Origin of the sequence: Butyricimonas sp. DFI.6.44 (genome assembly GCF_022132345.1) — a bacterium.
Classification (GTDB): Bacteria; Bacteroidota; Bacteroidia; order Bacteroidales; family Marinifilaceae; genus Butyricimonas; species Butyricimonas muris.
On record NZ_JAKNJD010000010.1, the window covers coordinates 98,017 to 121,062 of the forward strand.

Below are 23,046 nucleotides of genomic sequence, written 5' to 3' on the forward strand. Positions count from 1 at the left end.
AAATTATTGTTGGTAAATACTAGATGTGAATTAAAGGTGGTAGAAAACTGTGGTTAGATCAAGTAAAATTTATCTTGTATGATTTGTGTGGCAAGTGTTGAATAAGTGATGTGCTAGTAGTGACAAGAGTGTCGGTATTTAATCTACAATAGGGGTGTGTTCGAGAGGGGGTATTGATTTACTTATGTTGTTGAATTGATGTTGTGCCGTTTCGGAACGGTTGTAGAAAAAGAGAACAACGATTCAACAACGGTAGAACAAGCCGACTTGAAACTGACTTTATCTGATTGTTTGTGGGAGTCTGTGAGGAGCGGGCTTGATAAATAAAAGGAGAAGACAAAGAACATTAACGGGATAAATATCTTTGTCTTCTCACATCACCAACCGATTAACATACCCCAATTGCTTGGGGATTTTACCAATAATCGCTATATTTGTAACAAACGATACACAAAGGTAATACAAATTTGGAAGAATGCAAAATCAAATTGGATTATTTTTTGGTAATAGATAAAATTTAAATTAATTCTAAATAAAAGGGTATGTCATTTTCCGAGAGATTGCAAGAGGTGATGAACGAGAAAGGTTACACGAAATACCGTGTGGCGAAGGCATTAAACATGTCGGCTACTACCATTTCAAACTACCTGAATAACAAGACGAAGCCTGATACCACAAAATTGGAGGTGCTGAGTCACTTGCTGGGAGTAAACCGGAATTGGCTTGTAAGTGGCGAGGGCGAGAAATACCGTAAAGTTGTTGCGGTTGATGATGATTCTTTAGGGGTTGATTCAGTCGGCGAGGATGATAGTATAATGACACGTCATCTGGTGGCGATTGTTGATAAACAAGCTTCTTCTTTAAAGGCTAAGGATGAGCAGATGACTATGTTGCTTGCGACAAATGAACTGTTGTTAAGGAAACTTGCTTCTCTTCTGGAGAAGTTGCTCGAGAAATTTTGAGATAGTATAATATTGGAATAATACTTCACGAGTGCCACAAGGATTTGAAATCGTTTTTTGGGCATTCGTGAAGTATTTTTTTTGTCTTTTCTCGGGAAAAATTCTCTTTGATATATATTTTTTTTGAAAAATATTTCAAATAGTAATCTCCCGTTTTTTAATTCGTTTTTTCAAAGTATTTTTCCATGACAAATAGAGAAATTAGTTTTTCTCTTTTTTTATTCCGGAATTGTGCCACGTACTCGTGAGCGTGTTTTATAATTTCGAGAGCCTCATTCTCGTGCTCGATGTAATAATTAACTTTCTCGATCAGGTCGGAATAATCTTCCTTGATTTCAATATAGTGATAATCGGGGATTAATTTACCTTCCATGAACCAAGTTTCACAAGTAGGTTTGGGCATTACAGCGATGGAGTTGGAATACATTACCCATTTCAAGTTGCTTGCCACGTCATTCCCCTCGAGTGCCATGATGAATTTGTACTCGAGATGATCGCGTAGTGTTATTTTGGGTTTTCTCCATTCCGCGGGTATGTTGGGACTACTGCCAACTTCTCCGACATCGCACATGGGATGATCGATAAACTTTGAAATGAACTGTTGTCTGCGAGGTTTCGAGCCTGCCTTGCCTCTAAAAATGATTTTATTCTTTTTTCCGGAGAAAGGTATCGTGTCTTTGAGAAAAACGAAATGGCGTATCTTGTCGAGATTCAATAGAACCGAATTTTTATTATCGGGATGAAGGGGACGGCTTTTCACGATAGCCGGATAGTCGGGAACGTGAACGATATCACCGGGCAAATGTTGCCATTTTAGAGATTTCGGGAACCAGCGGGTGAATTCGTAGGTATCAAAGAAGTAAACGGATTGTTTTTCCCTTTTGGTGAACTTGTGATTTGCCAGACGGGGAGAAGTGTCCGGTAATTTCACGGGTTCTGACAGTTTGTTATAATACTCGACACGTTCTTGTATGTAAGGGAAATCCGGTCGTTTCATGGCTTTTTTCAATATTTTTTCACGACGGTTGCGGAGTATGATTTGCGGGATTGCGTAACGAGTCATGTTTTGAATATAGTAAATCCATTTCGGATTTTTTCCACTACGAAGACGATAGATTAATTGCATGTCTGATATCATGTTTCTACCTCTATCTCCAAAAGGTAATTATAACCGTTAAAAGCGTGGAGATACTTGTTTTATCTATCTTTTATATCTTGCGGAATGTTCTGTTGCAAACAATTCATTCGCCTTTTAATGTATATTATACACGACATACAATATCATGTCCACCAAACAGAACATTGTAATAATTAAGATTCTAAAGATAAGAATCCAAACAAACGCCTTTAAAATATTTCCTATCTGAAACGCTCAGATGATAATGTAAAAATAGATATTTTTTGGTATTTGACAAATAGTAGGCTAAATAAATCGGACTTCGGCGGAAAACCGGAGTTTACATCATGGTGTTTCTTAAATCTTTGCATATTGCAAAGATTTAAGAAGTGAATGACAGACTATCCGGTATTATTCTATATTGATTTCGATGTCAGTGTATATGGTGACGGATTTTTGTAGATGTTTTATTAAGACAACCAGTGCATCGTGCGCTTCGAATGGCAAATGCGAAAACTTGTCTAGCCAAGAGAGAATGTAGTGTTGTTGGCGAGTAATTTCATAAATCGTGGCTTTCAGAAAATTTCGTTCCCAAAGAATTTTTTGTCGGGATGCAAAATTTTTAAGATTTGTGGTTATGCAATATCCCGTGTCATCTTGTCGTATCGAGATCGCGGGATTGATTTTTATGATTTGAACGGAACGTCTTTGTTCATCTTTTTCATTGTAGACGTGAGGATGTCCTGCGAGAAGAATTATCTTGTCTTCTTTGGAAAGATTCGGGTAGGCTAATTCACAGTCCCAATCGGTCATGTCGGGGACGGAGCCTTCGAAGAGTCTTGGCGCGGCGATAGGCATGCCGGATGTCCATGTGATTCCATCCTTTGTTTTCTGTAGCTTGGGGACAATCATCCACTGTTGTTTGCCCCATGTGCGTATAAAGTACGCGATCCGGAATGTGTTTGTTCGTGTGGCTAAGAGTTCTTTCATCCTATCTTTTTGAATGATTGGTGTGAATGTTTGTTCCGCGAGAGGTGCAAATGTTTTTTCCCATTTTCCCGTTAGTATGGTATCTTGTTTAAAAGATACTGAGTTTTCTCTCGATGAGCATTTGTTTACTAAAGACGGAATGTCCCAACCTAGTTTAGCGGCTTGATGTTCGAGGAATGTCAATGAACCGTCGACGGCTAGTCCGAGGTATTGTTTCATGCTGTTCAGTAGATATTGGGACAAGGGGGGAAGAGAGCCTTCTGCCGGTAGTAAGCGAGTGATTTCTTCCGGGCTTTTGTTCATTTTGTTTGCCCACGCGAGCCGTTCGAAAATGTCGTCGGGAGGGAGAATGTTTAGCGGGGAATTGATATCGATAGATGTTTTAGAATCTAGTAGGTAAGCCATGGCTTTACCGAATAGGAATATGGGGTATTGGGTGGGGCGATAGTCGTCGAATATCGTTTTATTTGATTCCCCTTCCGAAAAATATCGAAGGGCACGCGAGTAATCACCTTGATAAAGGTAGTACATTCCCAATAAGGATGCTCCCTCTCTGGTAGCGGGATTTACGTTGTCGGGAATTTGATCTGATTTGCCGGGAAGCAAGAGTGTTAGGATTGCCCGTGTATCTTGCAAGGTGGCATGAAAGAGGGGGGAGTTTTTGTGTATAACGGTAAATCGGTCATACCAACAAGCGATGGACGGGTTAGGATGAATCTGTTCGATTTGTAGCCGGACAATGTCCCGGAAGTGGCGTATAAGGTATTTTTCGGGAAATGTTGTTTCGAGATGAAAGGATGATTTCATCTTTGAGGCTGTGTTGAGAAGTTGCTGTTCATAAAAATGCGGGATCGGGAAATGGTCGTGATCCGGTAATTTTACATCAAAGAATATAGCTAGTATCCTCTCTCTCGTGGGGCGTCCTGTTCGATTTACTTTTTCCCAGAATTGTGGAGTGCTGACTTCTTGCTCGATATTGCGCCCCTCTTTTACCTGTTGCAGGAATAGTAGAATGGTTAATTCCAGAGCTAACATAGACGTGTAGTAATCATCAGTACTTCCGCCTTCCATGCAATACCAAACAATTTTAGCCTGTTGGAGCCTTTTGAAGGTCGCGTGTACTTCGGAACGGGGGGAAGTGACGTCAGGGAATAAACTTTCCATATCCTTCCTGTTGATAGGGCAACAAGAGTGTGCTAACATGTCTACGATAAGTTTTGCCTGACCGGATAATGATCGATAGACTTCCAATTGAGATTCGAATGAGATATCCATAAGTAATAAATATAGGTTTTTACAAATTTAAGAAAATAATTCCGGAAATATATCTATGTAGGTGTAATGTGTGTTGTTTTTGGTTGTTTGATTACCTGCATTATTTTGTGATAGATTATATTATTTATAAAGGATTATTATTACTTTTAGAGCGTGTTTGAAGAAGAAGGAATATAATCAGTGTTTAAATATTAAAGTGTTGTTGTATGAAAAGAGTAATGAAGACCTTATTATTTGCTATGGCAATTTTTTCGGGCGGACTATTTTGCTTGTGTTCTTGTAAAGTGGACAAGAAGGCGGCTCAAAAAGTGATGCCTATCGAGGTGCCCGTGCCGGAACGTCCGGCGGGACAGAAAGATGTGCTGGGGTTGGTGACTCCCAAGTTGGATACCGTGCGTGTCGGGTTTATCGGGTTGGGGATGCGGGGACCGGGAGCGGTAGAAAGATTCACGCATATACCGGGTACAAAAGTCGTGGCTCTCTGTGATATCGTTCCCGGACGGGTGGATAAGACGCAAGGGATATTGAGACGTGCCGGATTGCCGGAGGCGGCGGGTTATTCGGGAAGTGAAGATGCGTGGAAGCAACTTTGCGAACGGGATGACATTGACTTGGTGTATATCGCCACGGATTGGCTGCATCACGCGCCGATGGCTCTTTACGCGATGGAACACGGTAAACACGTGGCAATAGAGGTTCCTGCCGCCATGAATATGGAGGAGATTTGGGCGTTGATTAACATGGCGGAGAAAAAGCAATTGCATTGCATGATGTTGGAAAATTGCGTGTATGATTTCTTCGAGTTGACCACGTTGAACATGGCGCAACATGATGTCTTCGGGGAAATACTTTACGTCGAGGGTGCTTACATTCATAATCTTGACGAGTTCTGGGCTTATTACTGGAATAACTGGCGTATGGACTACAACCGGAAACACCGGGGGGATATTTACGCCACTCACGGCATGGGGCCCGCTTGTCAATTGCTGGATATTCACCGCGGCGATAAGATGAATTATCTTGTTTGCATGGACACGAAAGCTGTTTCTGCACCGGAGTATATCAAAAACAAGACGGGTGAAGAGGTGAAGGATTTCAAGAACGGGCAACACACGGTGACGTTAATTCACACGGAGAATGGTAAAACGATACAGATGCAGCATAACGTGACATCGCCCCGTCCGTACAGTCGGATGTACCAGTTGACAGGTACGAAAGGTTTTGCCAATAAATACCCGATACAAGGCTACGCCCTGCAACCCTCGCAGGTATCCTCGGACGTGATGCCGGATCACGAGAATCTAAACGCTCACGGTTTCGTGCCGCAAGAAGTGAAGAAAGCCTTGATGGAAAAATACAAACATCCCATTCAAAAGGAATTGGAAGAACAAGCCAAGAAGGTCGGCGGACACGGCGGCATGGATTTTATCATGGATTATCGCCTCGTGTATTGCTTGCAGAACGGTTTGCCGTTGGATATGGACGTGTATGACTTGGCGGAATGGTGTTGTCTTGGTGAATTGACCGCACTTTCACTGGAAAACAATAGTGCTCCCGTGGCAATTCCGGATTTCACCCGCGGCGGCTGGAATAAGATAAAGGGATATCGTCACGCTTTCGCGAAGTAGATGCATATTTGAAATAAAAAAAATAACCCGAGTCACGCTCGGGTTATTTTTTTATTATTTATCCAACGCCTTCTTTATCTGCCGTTTTGCCAGCGTCAGCGGGGCTAGTGAACAAGGACCGTTCACGCAACCGCCGTCACAAGCCATGACTTCCACGAATTGGGCTTCGGGTTTCTTCGGCATCATTTTCAGCAAGGTTTGGTTCTTTTTATCTAATCCTTCGATCGAGAGGGTGGTATAACCGTTACCTACCGCTTGAACGATAGCGTCACGAACACCTCCGGCTTGGGCGTATCCGCGGGCGTATTTCGTTACTTCCGGGTTTAACGGTAATTCTTCGCATTTCTCTACATCAATGTCGTAAGCGACCATAAACGCACCGAGTTCCTCGAAACTCATCACGTAATCCACTTCCGGAACGTACATTTCTGCCTCGTAGCGCTTTGCCAGACAGGGACCAATAAATACAACGTCAGCGTCAGGATATTGTTCTTTTACGCGTCGGGCAGCGTATACCATGGGACTACGGGTGTCCGAAACGAACGGTTTCACCATGGGAGCGTGTTTGTCTACCCAGCCCACGTATGCCGGGCAGCATGAGGTGGTCATGAAAGGTTTGCCCTCGTGCATGCGTTCCATGAATTCGGCAGCCTCGTTGCGGGAAGTGTCTTCCGCACCAAGAGCTACTTCAACTACTTTGTCGAATCCGATAGCTTTAATGGCTGCAAGAATCTGTCCCGGGGTAGCGTTAAACTGCCCATAGATAGCCGGGGCAGGGATGGCAATAATCTTTTTATCCGGGTTCGTGATGCCTTTGTACACGTCGATGATTTTGGAGCGTTCCATGATGGCACCGTACGGGCAGGTTTGCATACACTTTCCGCAATAGATACATTTATCTTTGTCAATATGTTCCGTGCCGTCTTCTCCTTTGGAGATTGCTTTTACCGGACATACTTCCTCGCAAGGTACGGGAGTGTACACGATCGCGTGGTAGGGACACACTTTGGCACAAAGTCCGCAACTCACGCAGTCTTCCTGTGTGATAGATGCTTTGCCGCCTTTGAAGGAGATGGCTGCTTTCGGGCAGTTCATCAGGCAGGGACGTCCCTCGCAACCCCGGCACATGTTGGTCACGAAATACTGTGATTGCATACACGCGCTACAAGCTTCGTGTACCACGGAAAGAATATTCTCTTTCGTGTTCTTGTTGTCCAAGGCTTTTTGCGCGAATTCAGCTAACGGGATTAAGTCGATTTCCTCGTCCGTGATCTCGAAACCCAAAATTGAAATAATCTTGTGTTTCAAGATATAACGATCCTTATGCACGCAGCATTTTATCGGTCGCTTATTTTTTGGACGCATTTCCACCGGGATGTACTTCACGCCGTCTACTAAATTCTTTTCTTTTAAAAGTTTTACAATTCTAATCAGTAGCTCACGTTTCGTGAGCATTGCAAAATTGTCATACAACATCTCTAAGTTCCTCTTTTATAATTCGTATTAAACTATTTTTACTAACGCCGGCGACTCGTTTGCCGTTTATCTCTATAAACGGGGGTGCTTCTTCGCCTTTACTGCACCCGAGGCATGGAGAATAGCTAACGTTCAGATGTTCGATAATATTGTGGGGAAGAGATTCAATAACGTCTCTCAATTCAGCGCCGCCCATAACATAACACATGGTGCCTACGCATATTTTTAAATTTACTTTTTCCATAATGTGAGCCATTTTTTTGAATTTTGCCCCTAAATATACATAATCTCTACATCTTTCAGATACTTTGTCTCCAATAAAAATTTTATTTTTTTGACCACGTTTCTCCGGATCTCTAATTCTACAGGTAGATTGGGATCTTGGTGCGCCGTGTTGATACGGGTTCCCACGAGTAGCGTGATCTTATCGCTATTCAACAACATTTTTACCACCATTTCGGCCGGTCCGGCTTCACGGCGTTTGTCTATATCTCCGGCGGTCAGGATGCGTTCCACTTTCCCGAGCGTGAGGATACCTTCCGTGACCAAATCGATTCCTTCCATTTTGGAAATGGGAGGGAGTTCCTTGTCCACGATATTCATATCTACTTCCATGCTTGCCCCTAGTTCCCGTGAAAGGATGGTAGCTGTCGTTCCCCCGCAGAGAATTTTCTTACCTTGAAATTCCCGTACCCGGTTGGCAAGGTATTTGTCATTTTTCTCGTCGTAGGGAGGACCTGTACATACAAGTAGGTTCCGGGGTTTCCGCATGTAGATGACACAACAACTCGTGTCGTCTTTCAGTGAATACCCGTCGTTTTTTTCTGCCTGACTCACGATTTTATGCGCGAGTTCCTTGGCTGATATATCATTATAGTGTTCTATTAAACCGGCAATATAATCTTTAACGCCGTCTTCCCACCCGAAAGGCATTTTGTGGGAACCCATTCCGGATTGCGAGACTCCGTCACTGAAGAAGATGATTCGATCCTCTTTTTCCAGTGTAAATTCGGAAATCCACAGGCATGTGTTTTCTAAATCTTCGCGTTCCACGGGGATCTTTTCCTTGTGTATGTTCACGAATGAGCCGTTACGGTAAAGGTAGTACGAGGGAGTCTCGTACTCGATGATCTTCACGCTTCCGAAACAGTCGATATCACAGATACAGAACGTGGAGTAACTGATCTTGCGCACCATATCCTTGGGTAAGGTGTTCATGATAGAAGTCGAAGTACGCAGGATGCTTTCGTTCATGGCGGTGAAATTCATGGCCATGGTAGCGGTCATCGTGGATAGCACGCAGGCTTTGATCCCGCTGCCCAACCCGTCGGACAACACGCTGATTACGCGTCCTTCGCCTTTTAACTTCTGCGACATGAAACAATCCCCGCAAACAACATTGCCTGCTTTGTTCTTCTGGAAGAAGTCAACCTCGATGAAATTACCGTTATTTCTCAAAACAAATGAAATTAAAGTGGTTTCTTGTCATCCTTTTTGTAAGCATCCATAACGGTACGTAGCATGGCATCGGTAAATGCCGCGTTTTCTCCCAGTAAGCAAGCCACTTGTTGAACGGTCTCCATGTGTTTTTTGATTACTTCCTGAGTTTTTTCAAGCATCCATTCCTTGCGCACGTAAGGTTCCCGCAGGTCTTGCAGTAACCCGAATACCAGATGATGAGGTTGTATATTGTAAATTGAAATAATCCACGTGTGCTCTTCTTCACGCACTTGCCGCTCGATAATTTCTTTGCCGGTTGTCAACACGGCACGGAACAAGTCTTCGAAAGAACAGATGTTTTTCAACGGAACTCCGTTCAATCCGGGGGTAACCTCGTATATGGCGGCTATGTCTTCGCCCATGATCGTGGCACAGGATTGATTCATATCCATGATCTTCAACTCCGAGTTGACCAATACCACACCGGCGGGTATCTTTTGCAGGAGAACCGTCGCTTTATCGTGCGCGATTTTCCGCATATAGGATACGCACATGTTTTCCTCGGCTCTTCCTTCCAGCATGGCGATGGCGAAATCCCGGCAAGAGTCGTACCCGCAACCGCTGCAATTCAACTCGTCCTCCGGTCCGGTTTTCCCGACTACTGCCATGGCTTGTTTAATTTCCTCTTCCGTGTAGATATGGTCTTGGATATGCGGGTCCTTGCAGAATAGTATCTGAAGGTCTATATCTTTAAAATCATCCTTGGGATTGCCCAGTTCCGATTGATGTATAATTTCGTATCTTTTTAACGCCGGGGAAATATGGCTTAATTTCGCGGGACCGTTGATACAACCGCCTTTGCATGCCAATAGTTCCAGAAAAATGGAATCGTTTTCCCGGTGTGTGTCCAGAGATTTCAGCACGTCTTTTACCGTCGATAATTCGGAAAAGGCCATGTTGTGTATTTGTTTTCCCCCTTCATGCAAGCCTTTCAACATTCCGCCCTCGATAGGATAGTACGCGCCCAATCCCGAACGATAAGGGATAAAATGCGCGTTCGGTTGTCCCGGTGCGATTTGGTGAAGGTTTATCTCGGTCTGCTCGAACCATTTTTTTAAATCCTTGAACGTGATTACCACGTCGATCAAGTGATTGAACGTGTCTGCCTCCAGTTTCTTGCAGATGCAGGGACCGGCGAATACGATCTTGACATCATCCCCGTATAATTGTTTCAATATTTTGGCATGAGCCAGCATCGGGGAAATGATCGGCGTAATGTTATGCACGTGTTCCGGCGAGTATTTCCGGATATATTCTACTACGACCGGGCAGGCTGAAGAGATATAAACTCCGTTTTCCGCTTCTTGCAGGAATTTGTCCGTCCGGTCTGAAACGATTTCCGCCCCGAGCGCGGTTTCCGACACGTCGGCAAATCCTAATCTTTTGATAGCGGCAATCAACACGCTGGAATGGATTCCCTCGAATTCGCTCACGTACGAGGGGGCGAGGGAGAGCAATACTTTCGGGTTTTGCGCCAATGTCAGTTTCGCCCGGGTCAGTCCGTCGCGAATCTTTTTAGCTCCGGTTGGACATATCTGCGTGCAATGTCCGCAATAGATACAACGGTCTTCTATAATGGAGGCTTGGTTGTTTTCCATTCGGATTGCTTTCACGGGACATTCCCGTATGCACTTGTAACAATCCTGACAATTGTCCGATTCCGTGTAGATAGGTCTTAGTTGCATGGGAACTCTTCTTGTAAGATTTTATATAAACGAGAGAGATTCACTTCTTCGTACACTTTATCATCAATCCGAATAATCGGACCTTTGCTGCACAATTCTTCACACAAATGTCCACAAAAATCGATCTCTGCTTCCAAGTTGTTTTCACTCAGGTATTTCTTGATTGCCCCGAGGTTCGTGTTATTTCCCCGGGAGAAGCAGGAACTTCCTAAACAGATTCTGATTTGGCGCTTTGACATACTTGTACTTCTTCGATTTTCAGGTTGATACTTTCTGCGTTGCAAAAATAAGACATTTATCGCAATAAACCCAAGTAAATTGCAACTTTAATATTATTTGCCGTTTTTTGCTTTCAATTTGTAAGTGAAATAAAGATTTTGGTATAAAAAAACCGCCTCGGTCGAGGCGGTTTCTTCTATATAGTAAAATAGTACTATTTTTTCTCTTCTGATTTTTTCCCGAATCTTCTGCTTAAGTCGAAAGAGATCGGAGTCGCGATAAACAGTGACGAGTATGTACCGACCACGATACCGACTAACAAGGCGAAAATGAATCCCTTGATAGATGCCCCACCGAAGATAAATATCGCTAACAACACAACGATTGTTGATAATGATGTACTGAAAGTACGACGTAGCGTAGAGTTCAATGCGTCATTTACCACCTGCTCGTCATCTCGTTTCGGGTACAGTTTGCGATATTCACGGATACGGTCGAATACAACCACGGTATCGTTGATTGAGTAACCCACAACAGTCAACACGGCAGCGATAAACGCTTGGTCTACTTCCAACGAGAACGGTAATAAGCCTGCAAACAGAGAGAAGGCTCCGATTACGATAATCGTGTTATGTGCCAAACCGACAACGGCTCCGGCTCCGTATTGCCATTTGGAGAATCTCACCATGATGTAGATGAAAATACCGAGCAACGCAAACAATACCGACCAGATAGCGGCTCTCGTCATGTCTTCAGCCACGGCGGGTCCGATCTTTTGGGTTTGTTGCAAGTTCACGGAACGGAATGTTTCATAATCAGTTCCGGCAGGGAGAATATTCTGTAATCCCACGTATAATAAGGAGTCTACATTAGCGTCAACATCAGCGCCGCTTTCTTCGATCCTGTATTTAGTCGTGATTTTAACATTATTCGCTGTTCCCACAGTTTTTACCTCGGGTGCGCTTCCGTAAACAGTAGCCAATTGTTCAGCGACGTCTCCAACTTGTACGTCTTGGGCGAAAGTCACGGTATAAGTTCTACCTCCGACGAAGTCGATACCTTTATCCAGACCTCTCGTGAACAGAGATACGAAACAGATGATGATAGCGATACCTGAAATCGTGTAACTGATCTTGCGTTTTTGCAAGAACGGGAATTTGGTATTTCTCAGCCAGTTCGCGGTCAACGGTGTAGTAAATGTCACGTTATCACTCTTCTTGGCTGCTCTCTCGAGGATCAAGCGGGTGATAAAGATTGCCGTGAACAGAGAAGACAAGATACCGATGATCAACGTGGTTGCGAATCCTTTGATAGGACCTTCTCCGAAATAGTACAGGATAAATCCGGTGATCAACGTGGTCAACTGACCGTCGATGATAGCGGAGTACGCATTACTGTAACCCTCCTTGATAGCGAGTTTCAAGCCTTTGCCGGCTCTTAACTCTTCTTGGATACGTTCGTAAATCAACACGTTGGCATCAACCGCCATACCCATGGTCAACACGATACCGGCGATACCGGGCAGTGTCAACACGGCTCCGATGGATGCCAGAATACCGAACAAGAAGAACAAGTTGGCAAGCAACGCGATATCGGCAGCCAATCCGGCGCTCTTGCTATAGAAGAATAGCATGTAAGCCAATACCAGCACGAAGGCGATGATGAATGACCACATACCGGATTGAATAGCTTCTTGTCCCAAAGATGCTCCTACAACCTCGTCAGCGATGATGCGTGCGGGTGCGGGCAATTTACCGGATTTCAATATGTTGGCAAGGTCACCTGCTTCTTTCACGTCGAAACGACCGGAGATTTGAGAGCTACCGCCCTTGATTTCGTTCATCACGTTGGGTGAAGAGGCTACCACTCCGTCAATAACGATAGCGATGCTACGGTTTACATTATCTTTGGTCAAGCGAGCCCAAGTTTTGGCTCCCTCGCTGTTCATGCTCATGGAAACAACCGGTTTTCCCTGTTGGTCGTAATCTTGACGGGCGTCTACAACCGCATCTCCTTCAAGAGGAGCCTTTCCGTTACGGGTCGTGATTTTAATCGCGTGCAACCCGATTAATCCCTCGGGAGTAGCTTTCATTTCCCACAACAAACGGGAGTTGCGCGGGAATAACGCTCTTACTTGCGGCATACGCAAATAAGCGTTGATAGTCCCGGTATCTTTCGCGAAAGCGTAACCGACACATGAACCGGTTCCCAAACCTTCGCGTGTCATGTTAGGTTGCAATAAAGCGAATAACGGGTGTTCTTTCGCGATATCGTTTCGGCTTAAATTTTTCAATGAATCGGCTTCACCCTTGATAGCGTCCAAGATGGCGGATTCTTTATTCTCTTCTTGTTTTACACCCGCTTGACTCGCTGTGTCAGTCACAACCTCAGTTTTGGCTTGTGCTTGCAACACTTCAGCTAACTTCTGGTCTGCTTGGGCAAGGTAGTTGTAAAATGCTTGGTCGCCGGCATCGAATGCTCTGCCGTTATCGTATGTTTCGTAAAATTCCAATGCAGCCGTTCCTTGCAACAACTCTCTTACACGTTGCGGTTCTTTGATACCCGGCAACTCGATGATAATTCTTCCGGAAATATCTGCTTTACGGATGTTGGGTTGTGCCACACCGAAACGGTCGATACGGGTACGGAGAATATTAAACGTGTTGTCGATAGCTCCTTCCGCTTCTTTTCTAACCACGTCGAGAACTTCCTTGTTGGTCGCGCCCACTTTGATTTTTTCTCTCATCTCGTGAGTACCGAAGATTGCCGGAGAAGCTAACTGTGCTCCCGGGGCTATTTTTTCAAAAGCCTCACCGAAAAGGGTAACAAAGTCTTTCGGGCTGGAAACTCTCATTTTAACGGCTTCCTCTATCGCTTGGTTGAAAGCGGGGTCAGTACTATGGTTGGCAAGGCTTTTTACCACGTCAACCACGTCAACTTCCATGGTTACGTTCATACCGCCTTTCAAGTCCAAACCGAGGTTCAACTCTAATTCCTTACATTCCTTGTAAGTGAATTTGGCCAATCCGAGGAAATTGTAAACCGTTTGATTTGCGATTGAATCCAAATATTGCTTTTCTTTAGCCGGATCGCCGTTCGCAAATGCGCTTGCTGCTCTCTCTACCTGGTTCGTTTTATAAGTAAAAAACAACTGATAAAGACTCACCAATGCTAGTGCAACAGCGAGTAGTGTAATCGCTCCTTTATTCTGCATCTGTTAAATAATTTATAATATACTATGTTTCAATTCTTCGCTTTAACACATATTTTAGTGCGCAAAAGTATAACATTTTTTTCAAAATAGCTATACAATTAGGCAGATACTTTTAATGTTAACTCCTTATTTCTATAATCAATGACGGCTTCGTGCTTCACGAGAAAATCACTTCCCAACAATCCGGCAACCCGACGACGCAGGTGTTTGTCGTATAAAGAATTTACGTATTGCAAGTCTATGACTGCCGCGTGTACATTCTCTATCGTGTGTCCGCCGATATGTAAGGTTGTGATATTCACCAGCTCAACCTCATTGATTTCTCCGCACACACCCCCGGAGTTAATCTCGGAAACATCTTCCAGCGGTTCATAGGAAAACGGTGTCAGTTTGTCTATGACCGTCACGGATGCGCCCGTGTCTATAATAAAATCCCCCTCTATACTACCGATTTGCAGGGTGGCGATGATGTGGAAACTATTGTCTTCCAACTCAACGACCTCTATCGGAATCTTTATCTCCATACAATTTCGTTTGCACAAAACTAAACATTTTCGGTGAAATCCAAAAAACGGGGGTGTTAATTTCAAAAAGATTTTTTTCCGGTAAGGGGTGAAACCGGCATAGTCATGGCGGTGAGCTACCTTTTTCTAACCCCGTGGGGTGGTTGTAGGGAGGCTTTTAGGCGGTTGTCTAAAGGCATCGCCTACTGTTCGCCTGATGTTCGCCCACACTTAGCCCACGTTTTAGTGAAAAATATGTTCTTTTAACACGAGCGATAAATCCGTGCAGCCTGTTATCACTCGGGAAGTGGTTTGCAAGGTATCGGTTTCGCGTGAGGTTATCCCTAGTTTTAGGGGTAGTTGTCGTTAAAAGAGGGTATGTCAAAAGTCATTAAACTCCTCCGTCTGCTTCGCATCCAAGTGAGCCCGGAAGCCGGTCTCGAACCGGCTCTCGCTCGGCAAACCGAGAGCAAGCTCTCTATCTGCCCTCGCTTCTTGATTGCCGAGCGTGAGTTGGTTCGAGTCCGCTTCGGACTCAATACCCCGAAGGGGGGGATGGAGTTTGAAAAATGACTTTTACCACATTCGTATAGTGAGTGCGAGATTAGTTATTATGCCAGTTTATTTTTTGCGAGAAATACATGACGATTGCCAAAATGACGAATAATCCGATGCTTCCGGCGAGTAGGGCATAGGTTTCCAGTTGGATCAGGAAGAATATGTAAGTGTACAGGCACACGAGCAATCCCCCGATCGTGAAGGCTGTTTTCTTGATTTTTAGAATTCCGACCATATAGAGCGAGATCAATGTCGTGGTCGCAAGGGCGGAAAGCAGGTATGCCCACGTGAAGCTGATGTGTTCCGAGGTGGAAACGAGTAACGTGTAAAAAAGACAAAGCGCCAAGCCGACCAGCAGGTATTGAAGCGGATAGATGTTCTTTTTCTGCACGATTTCCACGAAGAAGCAAACGACGAATGTCAAAACAATGATAAGGAACGCGTATTTGGCGGAACGCGTGGATTTTTGGTAATGGTCGACGGGGAATAGTAAATCTACGCCAAAGATGGAAGAGGAAACAATGGAGAGCTCCCCGGGACGGATTGGATTGGAGGGCGTGTAATTCGAGAGGTCGGGTTGGTAAGACCTTAGTACTTGAGAGAAATTCCGGTTTATTTCCAGTACTTTCCACTTGCTCGTGAAACCGTTCGGGGTTACTTCTCTCTCCGAGGGTAGGAAAGCTCCCGAGAAACTTGGTGTCGGGCAATTGGAGTTCAGTGCCACGTTTGTCGTTTTGCCTACCGGGGCGAAAAGTATGGATGCCGATCCTTTTGTTGTCAGTTTCACGGAGAAATCAATTGTCTTGTCCGGGGTGAGCAGGTCGCTGACGTTAAGATGAATGGATGTTCCCGTGTAAACGATACTGTTGGGGTTGACGCCCGGTTCCATGTTGTATTTTTGTCCGTTCCACGTGAGGGCAACTTGTTCGCAGATGCCTCGCAGGTCGCTTACTCCAAGATTGAGTGTCGCGTTTTCGTTCCACTTGATGTCTCGCGAGAGGTTTGTTTCCAAAAGATCTTTCGAGATGAATTTGCCTTTGAGTTCAAGCGAGGAATTGTAAACGATAATCTCATACAATCCTCGTTTGAGTTCTTGTGTTTCGATATCACCCGTGATGTCCAATTGATCCGGGAGATAGTTGATGTAGCCGGTTTTGTTTTTTCCCTTTTCGTCTTGATAAGTATAGCTTAGGGTAAGAACGGGACCGATGATTGTCTGCGGGCCGCTCCATTTTTGTTGCACCTCGGTTGTTGCTTCTTTCGCGGTGTTCTCTCGCTCGCTGATAAGGTTCTGGATCATAAACATGGGGATAATCAGGATAACGATGAGTACCCCGATAAGTAGGATTTTCAAGGTAATGGCGTCCCGGTTCTGTGTGTGTCTCTCTTTGTGCGGAAGGTTTGTTTGTTCGTTCATGGTGTTTTATTTTTAGTTGTTACTTGAAAAGAACTTTGAATTTCAAAGTAAATAAGGTAAAAAAAATTATATGTTTTGACTCTTTAGAAAATCTTCCAAGGCATTCAAGTGTTTGGTGAATGCTTCCCGTCCCTTTTCCGTCACCGCGAAGGTCGTGTTGGGACGCCGCCCGATAAATTGTTTTCTGCATTCGATGTACCCGAGTTCTTCAAGACTGCGGGTATGGCTGGCAAGGTTCCCGTCCGTGAGGTCGAGCAGGTTTTTCAGCGTGACAAAATCTACCGATTCGTTCACGATCAACACGGACATGATTCCCAGTCGTGCCTTGCTTTCGAAGGCCTTGTTTATATTTTCGAGTACTTCTTTCATTCGTTGAAGTTTGCTCTTTGTGGTTGCGATGTCTGGTGGCGTTCTACTTTATAATAAAAGTATATGCCTGCCAAAATATGGAGTAACCCGAACCCGATAACCCAAAACACGAGGGCATTGTTCACGACAAAGCTGTCAACGAGTCCCAACAGGATTTCCGCGTAACCCAAGTAGCGGATATCCGAGTAAGTGTACTTGGAGCAGTTGACAAGAGCCAGACCGTAGAATATGAGCATGATGGAAGAGGTCAGCCCGTAATAGTGTTGCCATATCAGGGAGATGCAGAAAACGCCCCCGGCGAATAACGGGAGAAAGAAATTCCAAAGCAGGCGATGAACCGATTTGTCCGTGAGGATGTTTCGGTTGGCTTTTTTTGCCTTGCAATAGCTCATGCAAAACACGGTGACAAGGGAGGTCAGTAATACGGCGATTGCGATAAGGCAGAGCAGCGTGAGGCGTTGGGACGCGTTGATTTGCTCGTGTGTGGTCAGAACTGAGTATGCCAGTCCCGTTGCAGTGCAAGCGTATATACCCACGAGTATGGATGATAAACCACTTATGGAGAGGAATTTCGTGGATTTTTCCATGAGATCCTTGATGTCGTGCAAGGTATCGAGTGCTTCGTTGTTTTTCATGTCTTAAAAGTTCTTTGTGATGCAAAGTTAAAGATAAATTTTGAATATCGTGTATGAAATGCGTGTATTTTTTATAGATTTGTATTAACCGGATAATTTATATGAAGTTATGAGAAAGTATATCGCGTTGATTTTTTTAGTTTGTTGCTTTTTGGAAGGAGTGGGGCAGAAGGCCGAGAAAATAACTCTTCCGGGGAGTGGGTTGGATAATTTTTATCGGGTTGACACGAGTGTCTACCGGGCAGACCAGCCTTCGGCGGCTGATTTTGTTTTACTCGAACGATACGGCATAAAGGAGATATTGAATTTGAGAAACTGGCACAGTGACGATGACGAGGCAAAAGGAACCGCTTTAAAGTTGCACCGCTTGAAGACACGTGCCTCGAAGATCGATGAGGAGGATATCGTGAAGGCGTTGCGAATTATAAAGAACCGGAAAGGGCCGATATTGATTCATTGCTGGCATGGTTCGGATCGGACGGGTGCCGTGATAGCGATGTACAGGATTGTTTTTCAAGGTTGGTCGAAAGAGAATGCCATAAAGGAAATGACGGAGGAGGGATTCGGTTTTCACAGGCAATTCAGCCAAATTATAGATATGATAAATCGTGCTGATATCGCGGCAATAAAACGGAAACTAGAGGCGAAACCCAAAATAAAAACCGTTCCGGCGCCCCGGAACGGTTCTCTAACAGAATGATCGTGAAGTACTATTGTTAGTTAAATAATTTCATGTCGTCGAGTACGTTCATTACCGTTTTTACTGCTTTTGCAGATTGTGCCAGTAATTCTTGCTCGTCTTTGTCGAGTTTAACCTCGATAATTTTCTCGATACCGTTTTTGCCCAAGATTACGGGAACTCCAAGGTAAATGTTGTTCATCCCGTATTCTCCGTTCAATAAAGCGCATACCGGGAATACTCTTCTGTGGTTGCATACGATAGCCTCAACCATTTGAGCGGCAGCGGCTCCCGGTGCGTACCAAGCGGAAGTACCCATTAATTTCACCAATTCGCCGCCACCTACTTTCGTTCTCTCGATGATAGCGTGCAGCGTGTCATGATCCATTAATTCCGTTACAGGGATACCGCCAACGGTGGTATATCTCGGAAGTGGAACCATGGTATCCCCGTGACCGCCTAATAACAATGCTTGGATGTCTTTCGGGGAAACATTCAATGCCTCGGCCAAGAATGCTCTGTAACGTGCGGTATCGAGGATACCTGCCATACCGAATACGCGGCTGGAATCGATCTTTGCCGTCAAGTAAGCGCAATAGCACATTACGTCGAGCGGGTTGGACACGATGATAATTTTAGCGTTCGGTGAATGCTTGATAATATTTTCGGTTACTGATTTTACGATGCCGGCGTTAGTTGCAATTAAGTCGTCGCGGCTCATTCCCGGTTTGCGGGGTAGTCCGGAAGTAATTACTACTACTTCAGAATTGTTGGTCGCTTCGTAATCGTTGGTCACACCTTTGATACGGGTATCATAAAGATTGATCGGGGCTGTTTGCCACATATCCAATGATTTTCCTTCTGCAACGCCTTCTTTGATGTCCAAAAGAACAACTTCATTCACGATGTCCTTTTCAGCGATGCAGTTCGCGCATGTTGCACCAACGTTTCCTGCTCCTACAACTGTTACTTTCATTTCTGTAATTTTTTATTGTTATACGTTTCGTTTTTTGGCTATTTGTTTGCTTTTTGCGCTGTCAAATGTAAGCCTTATTTTTTATTTCAACAATCTTTATGCCGAAAAATTACAGAATTTTTTCTGCAATGAAAAGAGGGTTTATAAAGTTCATAAAGTTTGTAAGGTTTATAAAGTTTGTAAAGTAATAAAAAGGAGGGGTACTTCGTGAACCTTATGAACTTTATAAACTTTACAAACTTTATAAACTCAATGAAGTTGTTGCCATAGGCGGCTTGCAACAGCGTGCATTTGTCCTAAAATTCCGGTCGGTTTGTAACTTCCATTCTGTAATTTTTTCTGGAATGACAGGTACCAGAGGGTGAGTACGATTCCCTTGAGTACGCTGGAGATGGAGATGCTCCACCAGATACCGTTCAACCCCAGAATCGGGAAGGTCACGAGATAAAAGGCAAGCGGGATTCTTGCCCCGGTGAGCAGAATACCCACGATTGCCGGGGGTGTGGTACGCCCGCAACCATTGAAAGCTCCGGCCGTGACCTGTTCGATTGCAGAGAAAACTTGCGAAACGGCAAGGATTTTTAAATAGGCGCTTCCGGCAATTAGGGTTTGCGGTTCGTTGATGAAAATGCTGAAAATTTCTTTGCTTAGAAAGAGAAAAGCTGCCGTGGCAACGAGAGCGATTCCCCCGGCAAGTTTTAGCGTGTAGTGATACCCTTGACGTATCCTGACAAAGTCGCGTGCCCCGAAGTTCTGTCCAGTGAAGGCTGCCAGTGCCGTCGAGAATCCCGCGGCAGTCATCCACGTGATGGCCTCTATTTGTGCCCCGACACTTTGCACGGCAACCCCGATATGTCCCCATTGTGCCGCCACGGTGGCAAGCGTCAGCGAGAACATGGCAAACAAGGCGCTTTGCATACTGACGGGGAAACCCAGAGAAAATATCCGCTTCACGAAACGGGCACGCAAGCGGGTGAGATAATGGAGTTTGCCGATAGAGGATTCGCGGAAGTAAAGATTGCGTATAAAGATTGCGAACACGACCAGTTGCGAGAAGGTAGTGGCAACTGCCGCACCCGCCGAACCCATGGCGGGAATAAAGCCGCACCCGTATATGAGCAAGGGATCGAGTACAATATTAAACACCAAGCCCGTCGCGACGATTTTCAAGGGTGTTTTGCTATTGCCTTGCCCGTTGTACAGCCCGCTGTACGTGTTGTTGTTGAACGTGAAGAATAATCCCGGGGTGATCAATCGCATGTAATTGACCGCGAGCGAGGAAATATTTCCTTCCAGATGAAATAATCCCACTAGGGCAGGAGCCGCGATGAATATGAAACAAGCGTAGAATAAAGCGATAATTGACGAGAGCATGGCTGCCTGATTGGCGTATACGCGGGCTCTTTTGCCTGTACGTGCGCCAAGAGATTGAGAGATGGTAACCTCGACGCCGACTTTGCTGATAAACGAAAGTGCATTGCACAACCACGTGAAGAATCCGGCAACACCCACGGCTGCCACGCTTTCGCTTCCCAATCGCCCCAACCAGATCATGTCTGTCATGCTGTAGGCCATTTGGACGAAAGAGGCTGTGATCAAGGGAATTGCCATACTCCATATCCCTTTGCTGATGCTTCCGTGTGTCAGGTCGTTTACTTTTGTCATGCTCTTGTTTTTTGGCTTGCAAAAATATAAACCTTTTGGCAATTTCCTCTCACTTTTTTATACTTTTGCGGAAAGATGTAAAAATGATTAATATGAAAAATATCGCAATTATTGCAGGAGGAAATTCTTCGGAGTACGGGGTGTCGCTCCAGTCGGGAAACAATATTTATAACGAGGTGGATGAAACCCGTTATAATAAATACCTTGTTATATTAAAGGGGCGGGATTGGCACGTGAAGATTGGTGATGTGACTTACCCGGTGGACAAGAATGATTTTTCCTTCACGAAAGACGGGGAGAGGATTGCGTTTGATTTTGCCTATATCACGATTCATGGCAACCCCGGTGAAAACGGGTTGTTGCAGGGATACCTCGATATGATGGGCGTACCCTACGGGGGATGCAACGTGCTGGCTTCCGCGTTGACTTTTGATAAACACACGTGCAATGCTTATTTAAAGAGTTACGGGGTGAACGTGGCCAATTCCGTGATGCTGAAACGGGGGATGGCGTATGACGTGAACGAGATCATAGAGGAAGTCGGTCTGCCTTGTTTCGTGAAGCCGAATGCCGAGGGGTCCAGCTTCGGGGTATCGAAGGTGAAAGAGGCGGGACAGTTGGAGAAGGCGTTGCGGGAAGCATTCGCTCTTTGCCGGGAAGTGCTGATTGAAACGTTTATTGACGGGAAAGAGTTGACATGTGGTGTCGTGAAAGCCGGGGAGCTGGATTTTGCAATGCCCATAGCGGAAGTGATCCCGAAGAAAGAGTTTTTTGATTTCGAGGCAAAATACGATCCCAAGATGTCCGACGAGATTATTCCGGCACGTATTTCTCCCGAGTTGACCCATCGCATCAAGACGTTGTCGTCGATGATTTACGATATACTAAGGTGTGACGGTATCATCCGGGTAGATTATATCGTGCGTGATGACGAGATATTCATGCTTGAAGTGAACACCACGCCGGGAATGACTTCCAATAGTTTTGTGCCTAAAATGGTGCGGGCTATGGGCGGAACGTTGCGGGATGTGTTGACGAAGATTATTGAAGCCAAATTGAGTAATTGAATTTCCGCCTTAAACGATAATGCCGCCGCCCACGACATCCGTGCCCTCGTAGAGTACGGCACTCTGACCGGGAGTGATGGAATCCATGCCTTCGTGGAACTCTACCCGTAGCCCGCTTTCCTCGTGGTAGACGGATGCTTGGGCGCCCCGGTTGCGGTAACGGATTTTGGCATACACCTCGAAGCCGTCCGGTAGAGAAGCGTATTTCATGAGGTTGATATCTTTTGCCCGGAAACCTTTACCTGTCAGTTCTTCACGGGTGCCTAGCACGACTTCGTTTTTCCGCGGGTCAATGGCCACGACGAACATGGGATGTCCGAGGGCAATGCCCAGCCCTTTGCGTTGCCCGATGGTGTAGTTGGGGAAACCCCGGTGCTCACCCAAGCGCTTGCCGGATGTATCGACAAATAGCCCGGGACCGTATTTCTCCGTGAAGTTATCCACGTTCTCGGCAAGGAAAGCGCGGTAATCGTTATCCGGGATAAAGCATATCTCTTGGCTTTCAGTTTTCTTGGAAAGTTTTTCATGTCCTTTGGCGAGAGCGATTTGCCGGACTTCCGGTTTTGTCAGTTCACCTAAAGGAAACAGCGTCCGGGCAAGATTCTCTTGTGTCAGTGTCCACAGGAAATAGGTCTGGTCTTTAGTTTCATCCACTCCTTTGCGCAAGAAGTAACGTCCGTTCAGTTGCCCGATGCGGGCGTAATGTCCGGTAGCGATGTAGTCACACCCGAGTTCGTCGGCCATTTCGATCAATTTGCCCCATTTGATCGTGGAATTGCAAAGTACGCAAGGGTTGGGCGTGTGTCCTTGTAAATATTCGTCGATGAAATTCCGTATCACCAGATCTTTGAAATCCTGACGTATATCCAATATATGATGTTCAAAGCCCATTTGCTGTGCCATGTGTTTTGCCTCGAAGATCGCGTTCACGCTGCAACACCCTTTTTCCTTCTCCATGCAGGCTTGCGAGATTTGATCGTACACCCGGTAGGTAACCCCGACCAACTCGTATCCCTGATCTTGTAATAACATGGCGGCAACCGTGCTGTCAATCCCACCGCTCATGGCCATTAAAACCCTCATAATTTTAGATTTAATGATTTTAGATTTT

19 protein-coding genes are annotated in these 23,046 nt (G+C 45.2%); 4 read left to right on the top strand and 15 right to left on the bottom strand.

What is annotated here, in order from left to right:
- Positions 1-542: 542 nt before the first annotated feature.
- Complete coding sequence (locus L0M98_RS14665; RefSeq protein ID WP_099294313.1) at positions 543-962, top strand: helix-turn-helix domain-containing protein; 420 nt, start codon at positions 543-545, stop codon at positions 960-962.
- A 157-nt stretch (positions 963-1,119) separates the two neighbouring features.
- Here the strand turns inward: L0M98_RS14665 and L0M98_RS14670 are convergent, their stop codons facing one another.
- Complete coding sequence (locus tag L0M98_RS14670; RefSeq protein WP_227216785.1) at positions 1,120-2,088, bottom strand: glycosyltransferase; 969 nt, start codon at positions 2,086-2,088, stop codon at positions 1,120-1,122.
- A 402-nt stretch (positions 2,089-2,490) separates the two neighbouring features.
- Positions 2,491-4,233 (bottom strand): hypothetical protein, encoded by a 1,743-nt coding sequence (locus tag L0M98_RS14675; RefSeq protein ID WP_227216784.1) that lies wholly within the window; start codon positions 4,231-4,233, stop codon positions 2,491-2,493.
- A gap of 350 nt (positions 4,234-4,583) precedes the next feature.
- Between L0M98_RS14675 and L0M98_RS14680 the strand changes: the two genes are divergently transcribed.
- The gene (locus tag L0M98_RS14680; RefSeq protein WP_227216821.1) at positions 4,584-5,972 is read left to right on the top strand and encodes a Gfo/Idh/MocA family protein; all 1,389 of its coding nucleotides are present in this window, start codon (positions 4,584-4,586) and stop codon (positions 5,970-5,972) included.
- Between the two features lie 54 nt (positions 5,973-6,026).
- Here L0M98_RS14680 and L0M98_RS14685 read toward each other — a convergent pair whose 3' ends face one another.
- From L0M98_RS14685 to L0M98_RS14730, 10 genes are all read right to left on the bottom strand, one after another.
- Positions 6,027-7,448, bottom strand: a complete 1,422-nt coding sequence (locus L0M98_RS14685; RefSeq protein WP_227216783.1) for a monomeric [FeFe] hydrogenase — start codon at positions 7,446-7,448, stop codon at positions 6,027-6,029.
- Positions 7,438-7,692 carry a hypothetical protein gene (locus tag L0M98_RS14690; protein WP_186978308.1) on the bottom strand — a complete coding sequence of 85 codons (255 nt, stop codon included), beginning with the start codon at positions 7,690-7,692 and terminating at the stop codon, positions 7,438-7,440. Before L0M98_RS14690 ends, L0M98_RS14685 begins: the two co-directional genes overlap by 11 nt.
- A 29-nt stretch (positions 7,693-7,721) precedes the next feature.
- Entirely contained in the window at positions 7,722-8,906 is a 1,185-nt protein-coding gene (locus L0M98_RS14695; RefSeq protein ID WP_227216782.1) for a SpoIIE family protein phosphatase, read from the bottom strand.
- Between the two features lie 11 nt (positions 8,907-8,917).
- Positions 8,918-10,633 (bottom strand): [Fe-Fe] hydrogenase large subunit C-terminal domain-containing protein, encoded by a 1,716-nt coding sequence (locus tag L0M98_RS14700; protein WP_227216781.1) that lies wholly within the window; start codon positions 10,631-10,633, stop codon positions 8,918-8,920.
- Positions 10,624-10,872 carry a (2Fe-2S) ferredoxin domain-containing protein gene (locus tag L0M98_RS14705; RefSeq protein WP_018338306.1) on the bottom strand — a complete coding sequence of 83 codons (249 nt, stop codon included), beginning with the start codon at positions 10,870-10,872 and terminating at the stop codon, positions 10,624-10,626. The genes L0M98_RS14700 and L0M98_RS14705 overlap by 10 nt, the downstream gene beginning before the upstream one ends.
- A 194-nt stretch (positions 10,873-11,066) precedes the next feature.
- Positions 11,067-14,066, bottom strand: coding sequence for a protein translocase subunit SecDF (gene secDF, locus L0M98_RS14710; protein WP_227216780.1), 3,000 nt, complete (start codon positions 14,064-14,066; stop codon positions 11,067-11,069).
- A 98-nt stretch (positions 14,067-14,164) separates the two neighbouring features.
- Positions 14,165-14,590, bottom strand: a complete 426-nt coding sequence (locus tag L0M98_RS14715; protein WP_099294289.1) for a retropepsin-like aspartic protease — start codon at positions 14,588-14,590, stop codon at positions 14,165-14,167.
- A 583-nt stretch (positions 14,591-15,173) separates the two neighbouring features.
- Positions 15,174-16,544 carry a cell envelope integrity protein CreD gene (creD, locus tag L0M98_RS14720; protein WP_227216779.1) on the bottom strand — a complete coding sequence of 457 codons (1,371 nt, stop codon included), beginning with the start codon at positions 16,542-16,544 and terminating at the stop codon, positions 15,174-15,176.
- Between the two features lie 66 nt (positions 16,545-16,610).
- Positions 16,611-16,913 carry a winged helix-turn-helix domain-containing protein gene (locus L0M98_RS14725; protein ID WP_099294283.1) on the bottom strand — a complete coding sequence of 101 codons (303 nt, stop codon included), beginning with the start codon at positions 16,911-16,913 and terminating at the stop codon, positions 16,611-16,613.
- Entirely contained in the window at positions 16,910-17,548 is a 639-nt protein-coding gene (locus L0M98_RS14730) for a hypothetical protein (RefSeq protein ID WP_099294281.1), read from the bottom strand. Before L0M98_RS14730 ends, L0M98_RS14725 begins: the two co-directional genes overlap by 4 nt.
- A 109-nt stretch (positions 17,549-17,657) precedes the next feature.
- On the opposite strand from L0M98_RS14730, the gene L0M98_RS14735 reads away from it, so the two are divergent.
- The gene (locus tag L0M98_RS14735; RefSeq protein ID WP_186978296.1) at positions 17,658-18,248 is read left to right on the top strand and encodes a dual specificity protein phosphatase family protein; all 591 of its coding nucleotides are present in this window, start codon (positions 17,658-17,660) and stop codon (positions 18,246-18,248) included.
- 16 nt (positions 18,249-18,264) lie between these two features.
- Here L0M98_RS14735 and mdh read toward each other — a convergent pair whose 3' ends face one another.
- Positions 18,265-19,203 (bottom strand): malate dehydrogenase, encoded by a 939-nt coding sequence (gene mdh, locus L0M98_RS14740; protein ID WP_099294277.1) that lies wholly within the window; start codon positions 19,201-19,203, stop codon positions 18,265-18,267.
- A gap of 249 nt (positions 19,204-19,452) precedes the next feature.
- Positions 19,453-20,868 (bottom strand): MATE family efflux transporter, encoded by a 1,416-nt coding sequence (locus L0M98_RS14745; protein WP_227216778.1) that lies wholly within the window; start codon positions 20,866-20,868, stop codon positions 19,453-19,455.
- 92 nt (positions 20,869-20,960) lie between these two features.
- Between L0M98_RS14745 and L0M98_RS14750 the strand changes: the two genes are divergently transcribed.
- A complete protein-coding gene (locus L0M98_RS14750) occupies positions 20,961-21,935 on the top strand; it encodes a D-alanine--D-alanine ligase (protein WP_227216777.1) in 975 nt (324 codons plus the stop codon).
- A 9-nt stretch (positions 21,936-21,944) separates the two neighbouring features.
- Here L0M98_RS14750 and mnmA read toward each other — a convergent pair whose 3' ends face one another.
- Positions 21,945-23,018 (bottom strand): tRNA 2-thiouridine(34) synthase MnmA, encoded by a 1,074-nt coding sequence (gene mnmA / locus L0M98_RS14755; RefSeq protein ID WP_227216776.1) that lies wholly within the window; start codon positions 23,016-23,018, stop codon positions 21,945-21,947.
- Between the last annotated feature and the right edge of the window lie 28 nt (positions 23,019-23,046).

What these genes read in the sequence shown, in the direction of transcription:
- L0M98_RS14700 (WP_227216781.1), bottom strand. Translation starts at nt 10,633, where the DNA reads ATGCAACTAAGACCTATCTACACGGAATCGGACAATTGTCAGGATTGT.
- L0M98_RS14715 (WP_099294289.1), bottom strand. Translation starts at nt 14,590, where the DNA reads ATGGAGATAAAGATTCCGATAGAGGTCGTTGAGTTGGAAGACAATAGT.
- L0M98_RS14735 (WP_186978296.1), top strand. Translation starts at nt 17,658, where the DNA reads ATGAGAAAGTATATCGCGTTGATTTTTTTAGTTTGTTGCTTTTTGGAA.
- secDF (WP_227216780.1), bottom strand. Translation starts at nt 14,066, where the DNA reads ATGCAGAATAAAGGAGCGATTACACTACTCGCTGTTGCACTAGCATTG.
- L0M98_RS14665 (WP_099294313.1), top strand. Translation starts at nt 543, where the DNA reads ATGTCATTTTCCGAGAGATTGCAAGAGGTGATGAACGAGAAAGGTTAC.
- L0M98_RS14685 (WP_227216783.1), bottom strand. Translation starts at nt 7,448, where the DNA reads ATGTTGTATGACAATTTTGCAATGCTCACGAAACGTGAGCTACTGATT.
- L0M98_RS14670 (WP_227216785.1), bottom strand. Translation starts at nt 2,088, where the DNA reads ATGCAATTAATCTATCGTCTTCGTAGTGGAAAAAATCCGAAATGGATT.
- L0M98_RS14750 (WP_227216777.1), top strand. Translation starts at nt 20,961, where the DNA reads ATGAAAAATATCGCAATTATTGCAGGAGGAAATTCTTCGGAGTACGGG.
- L0M98_RS14680 (WP_227216821.1), top strand. Translation starts at nt 4,584, where the DNA reads ATGGCAATTTTTTCGGGCGGACTATTTTGCTTGTGTTCTTGTAAAGTG.
- L0M98_RS14725 (WP_099294283.1), bottom strand. Translation starts at nt 16,913, where the DNA reads ATGAAAGAAGTACTCGAAAATATAAACAAGGCCTTCGAAAGCAAGGCA.
- L0M98_RS14675 (WP_227216784.1), bottom strand. Translation starts at nt 4,233, where the DNA reads ATGGAAAGTTTATTCCCTGACGTCACTTCCCCCCGTTCCGAAGTACAC.
- mnmA (WP_227216776.1), bottom strand. Translation starts at nt 23,018, where the DNA reads ATGAGGGTTTTAATGGCCATGAGCGGTGGGATTGACAGCACGGTTGCC.
- mdh (WP_099294277.1), bottom strand. Translation starts at nt 19,203, where the DNA reads ATGAAAGTAACAGTTGTAGGAGCAGGAAACGTTGGTGCAACATGCGCG.
- L0M98_RS14730 (WP_099294281.1), bottom strand. Translation starts at nt 17,548, where the DNA reads ATGAAAAACAACGAAGCACTCGATACCTTGCACGACATCAAGGATCTC.
- L0M98_RS14705 (WP_018338306.1), bottom strand. Translation starts at nt 10,872, where the DNA reads ATGTCAAAGCGCCAAATCAGAATCTGTTTAGGAAGTTCCTGCTTCTCC.
- L0M98_RS14745 (WP_227216778.1), bottom strand. Translation starts at nt 20,868, where the DNA reads ATGACAAAAGTAAACGACCTGACACACGGAAGCATCAGCAAAGGGATA.
- creD (WP_227216779.1), bottom strand. Translation starts at nt 16,544, where the DNA reads ATGAACGAACAAACAAACCTTCCGCACAAAGAGAGACACACACAGAAC.
- L0M98_RS14690 (WP_186978308.1), bottom strand. Translation starts at nt 7,692, where the DNA reads ATGGAAAAAGTAAATTTAAAAATATGCGTAGGCACCATGTGTTATGTT.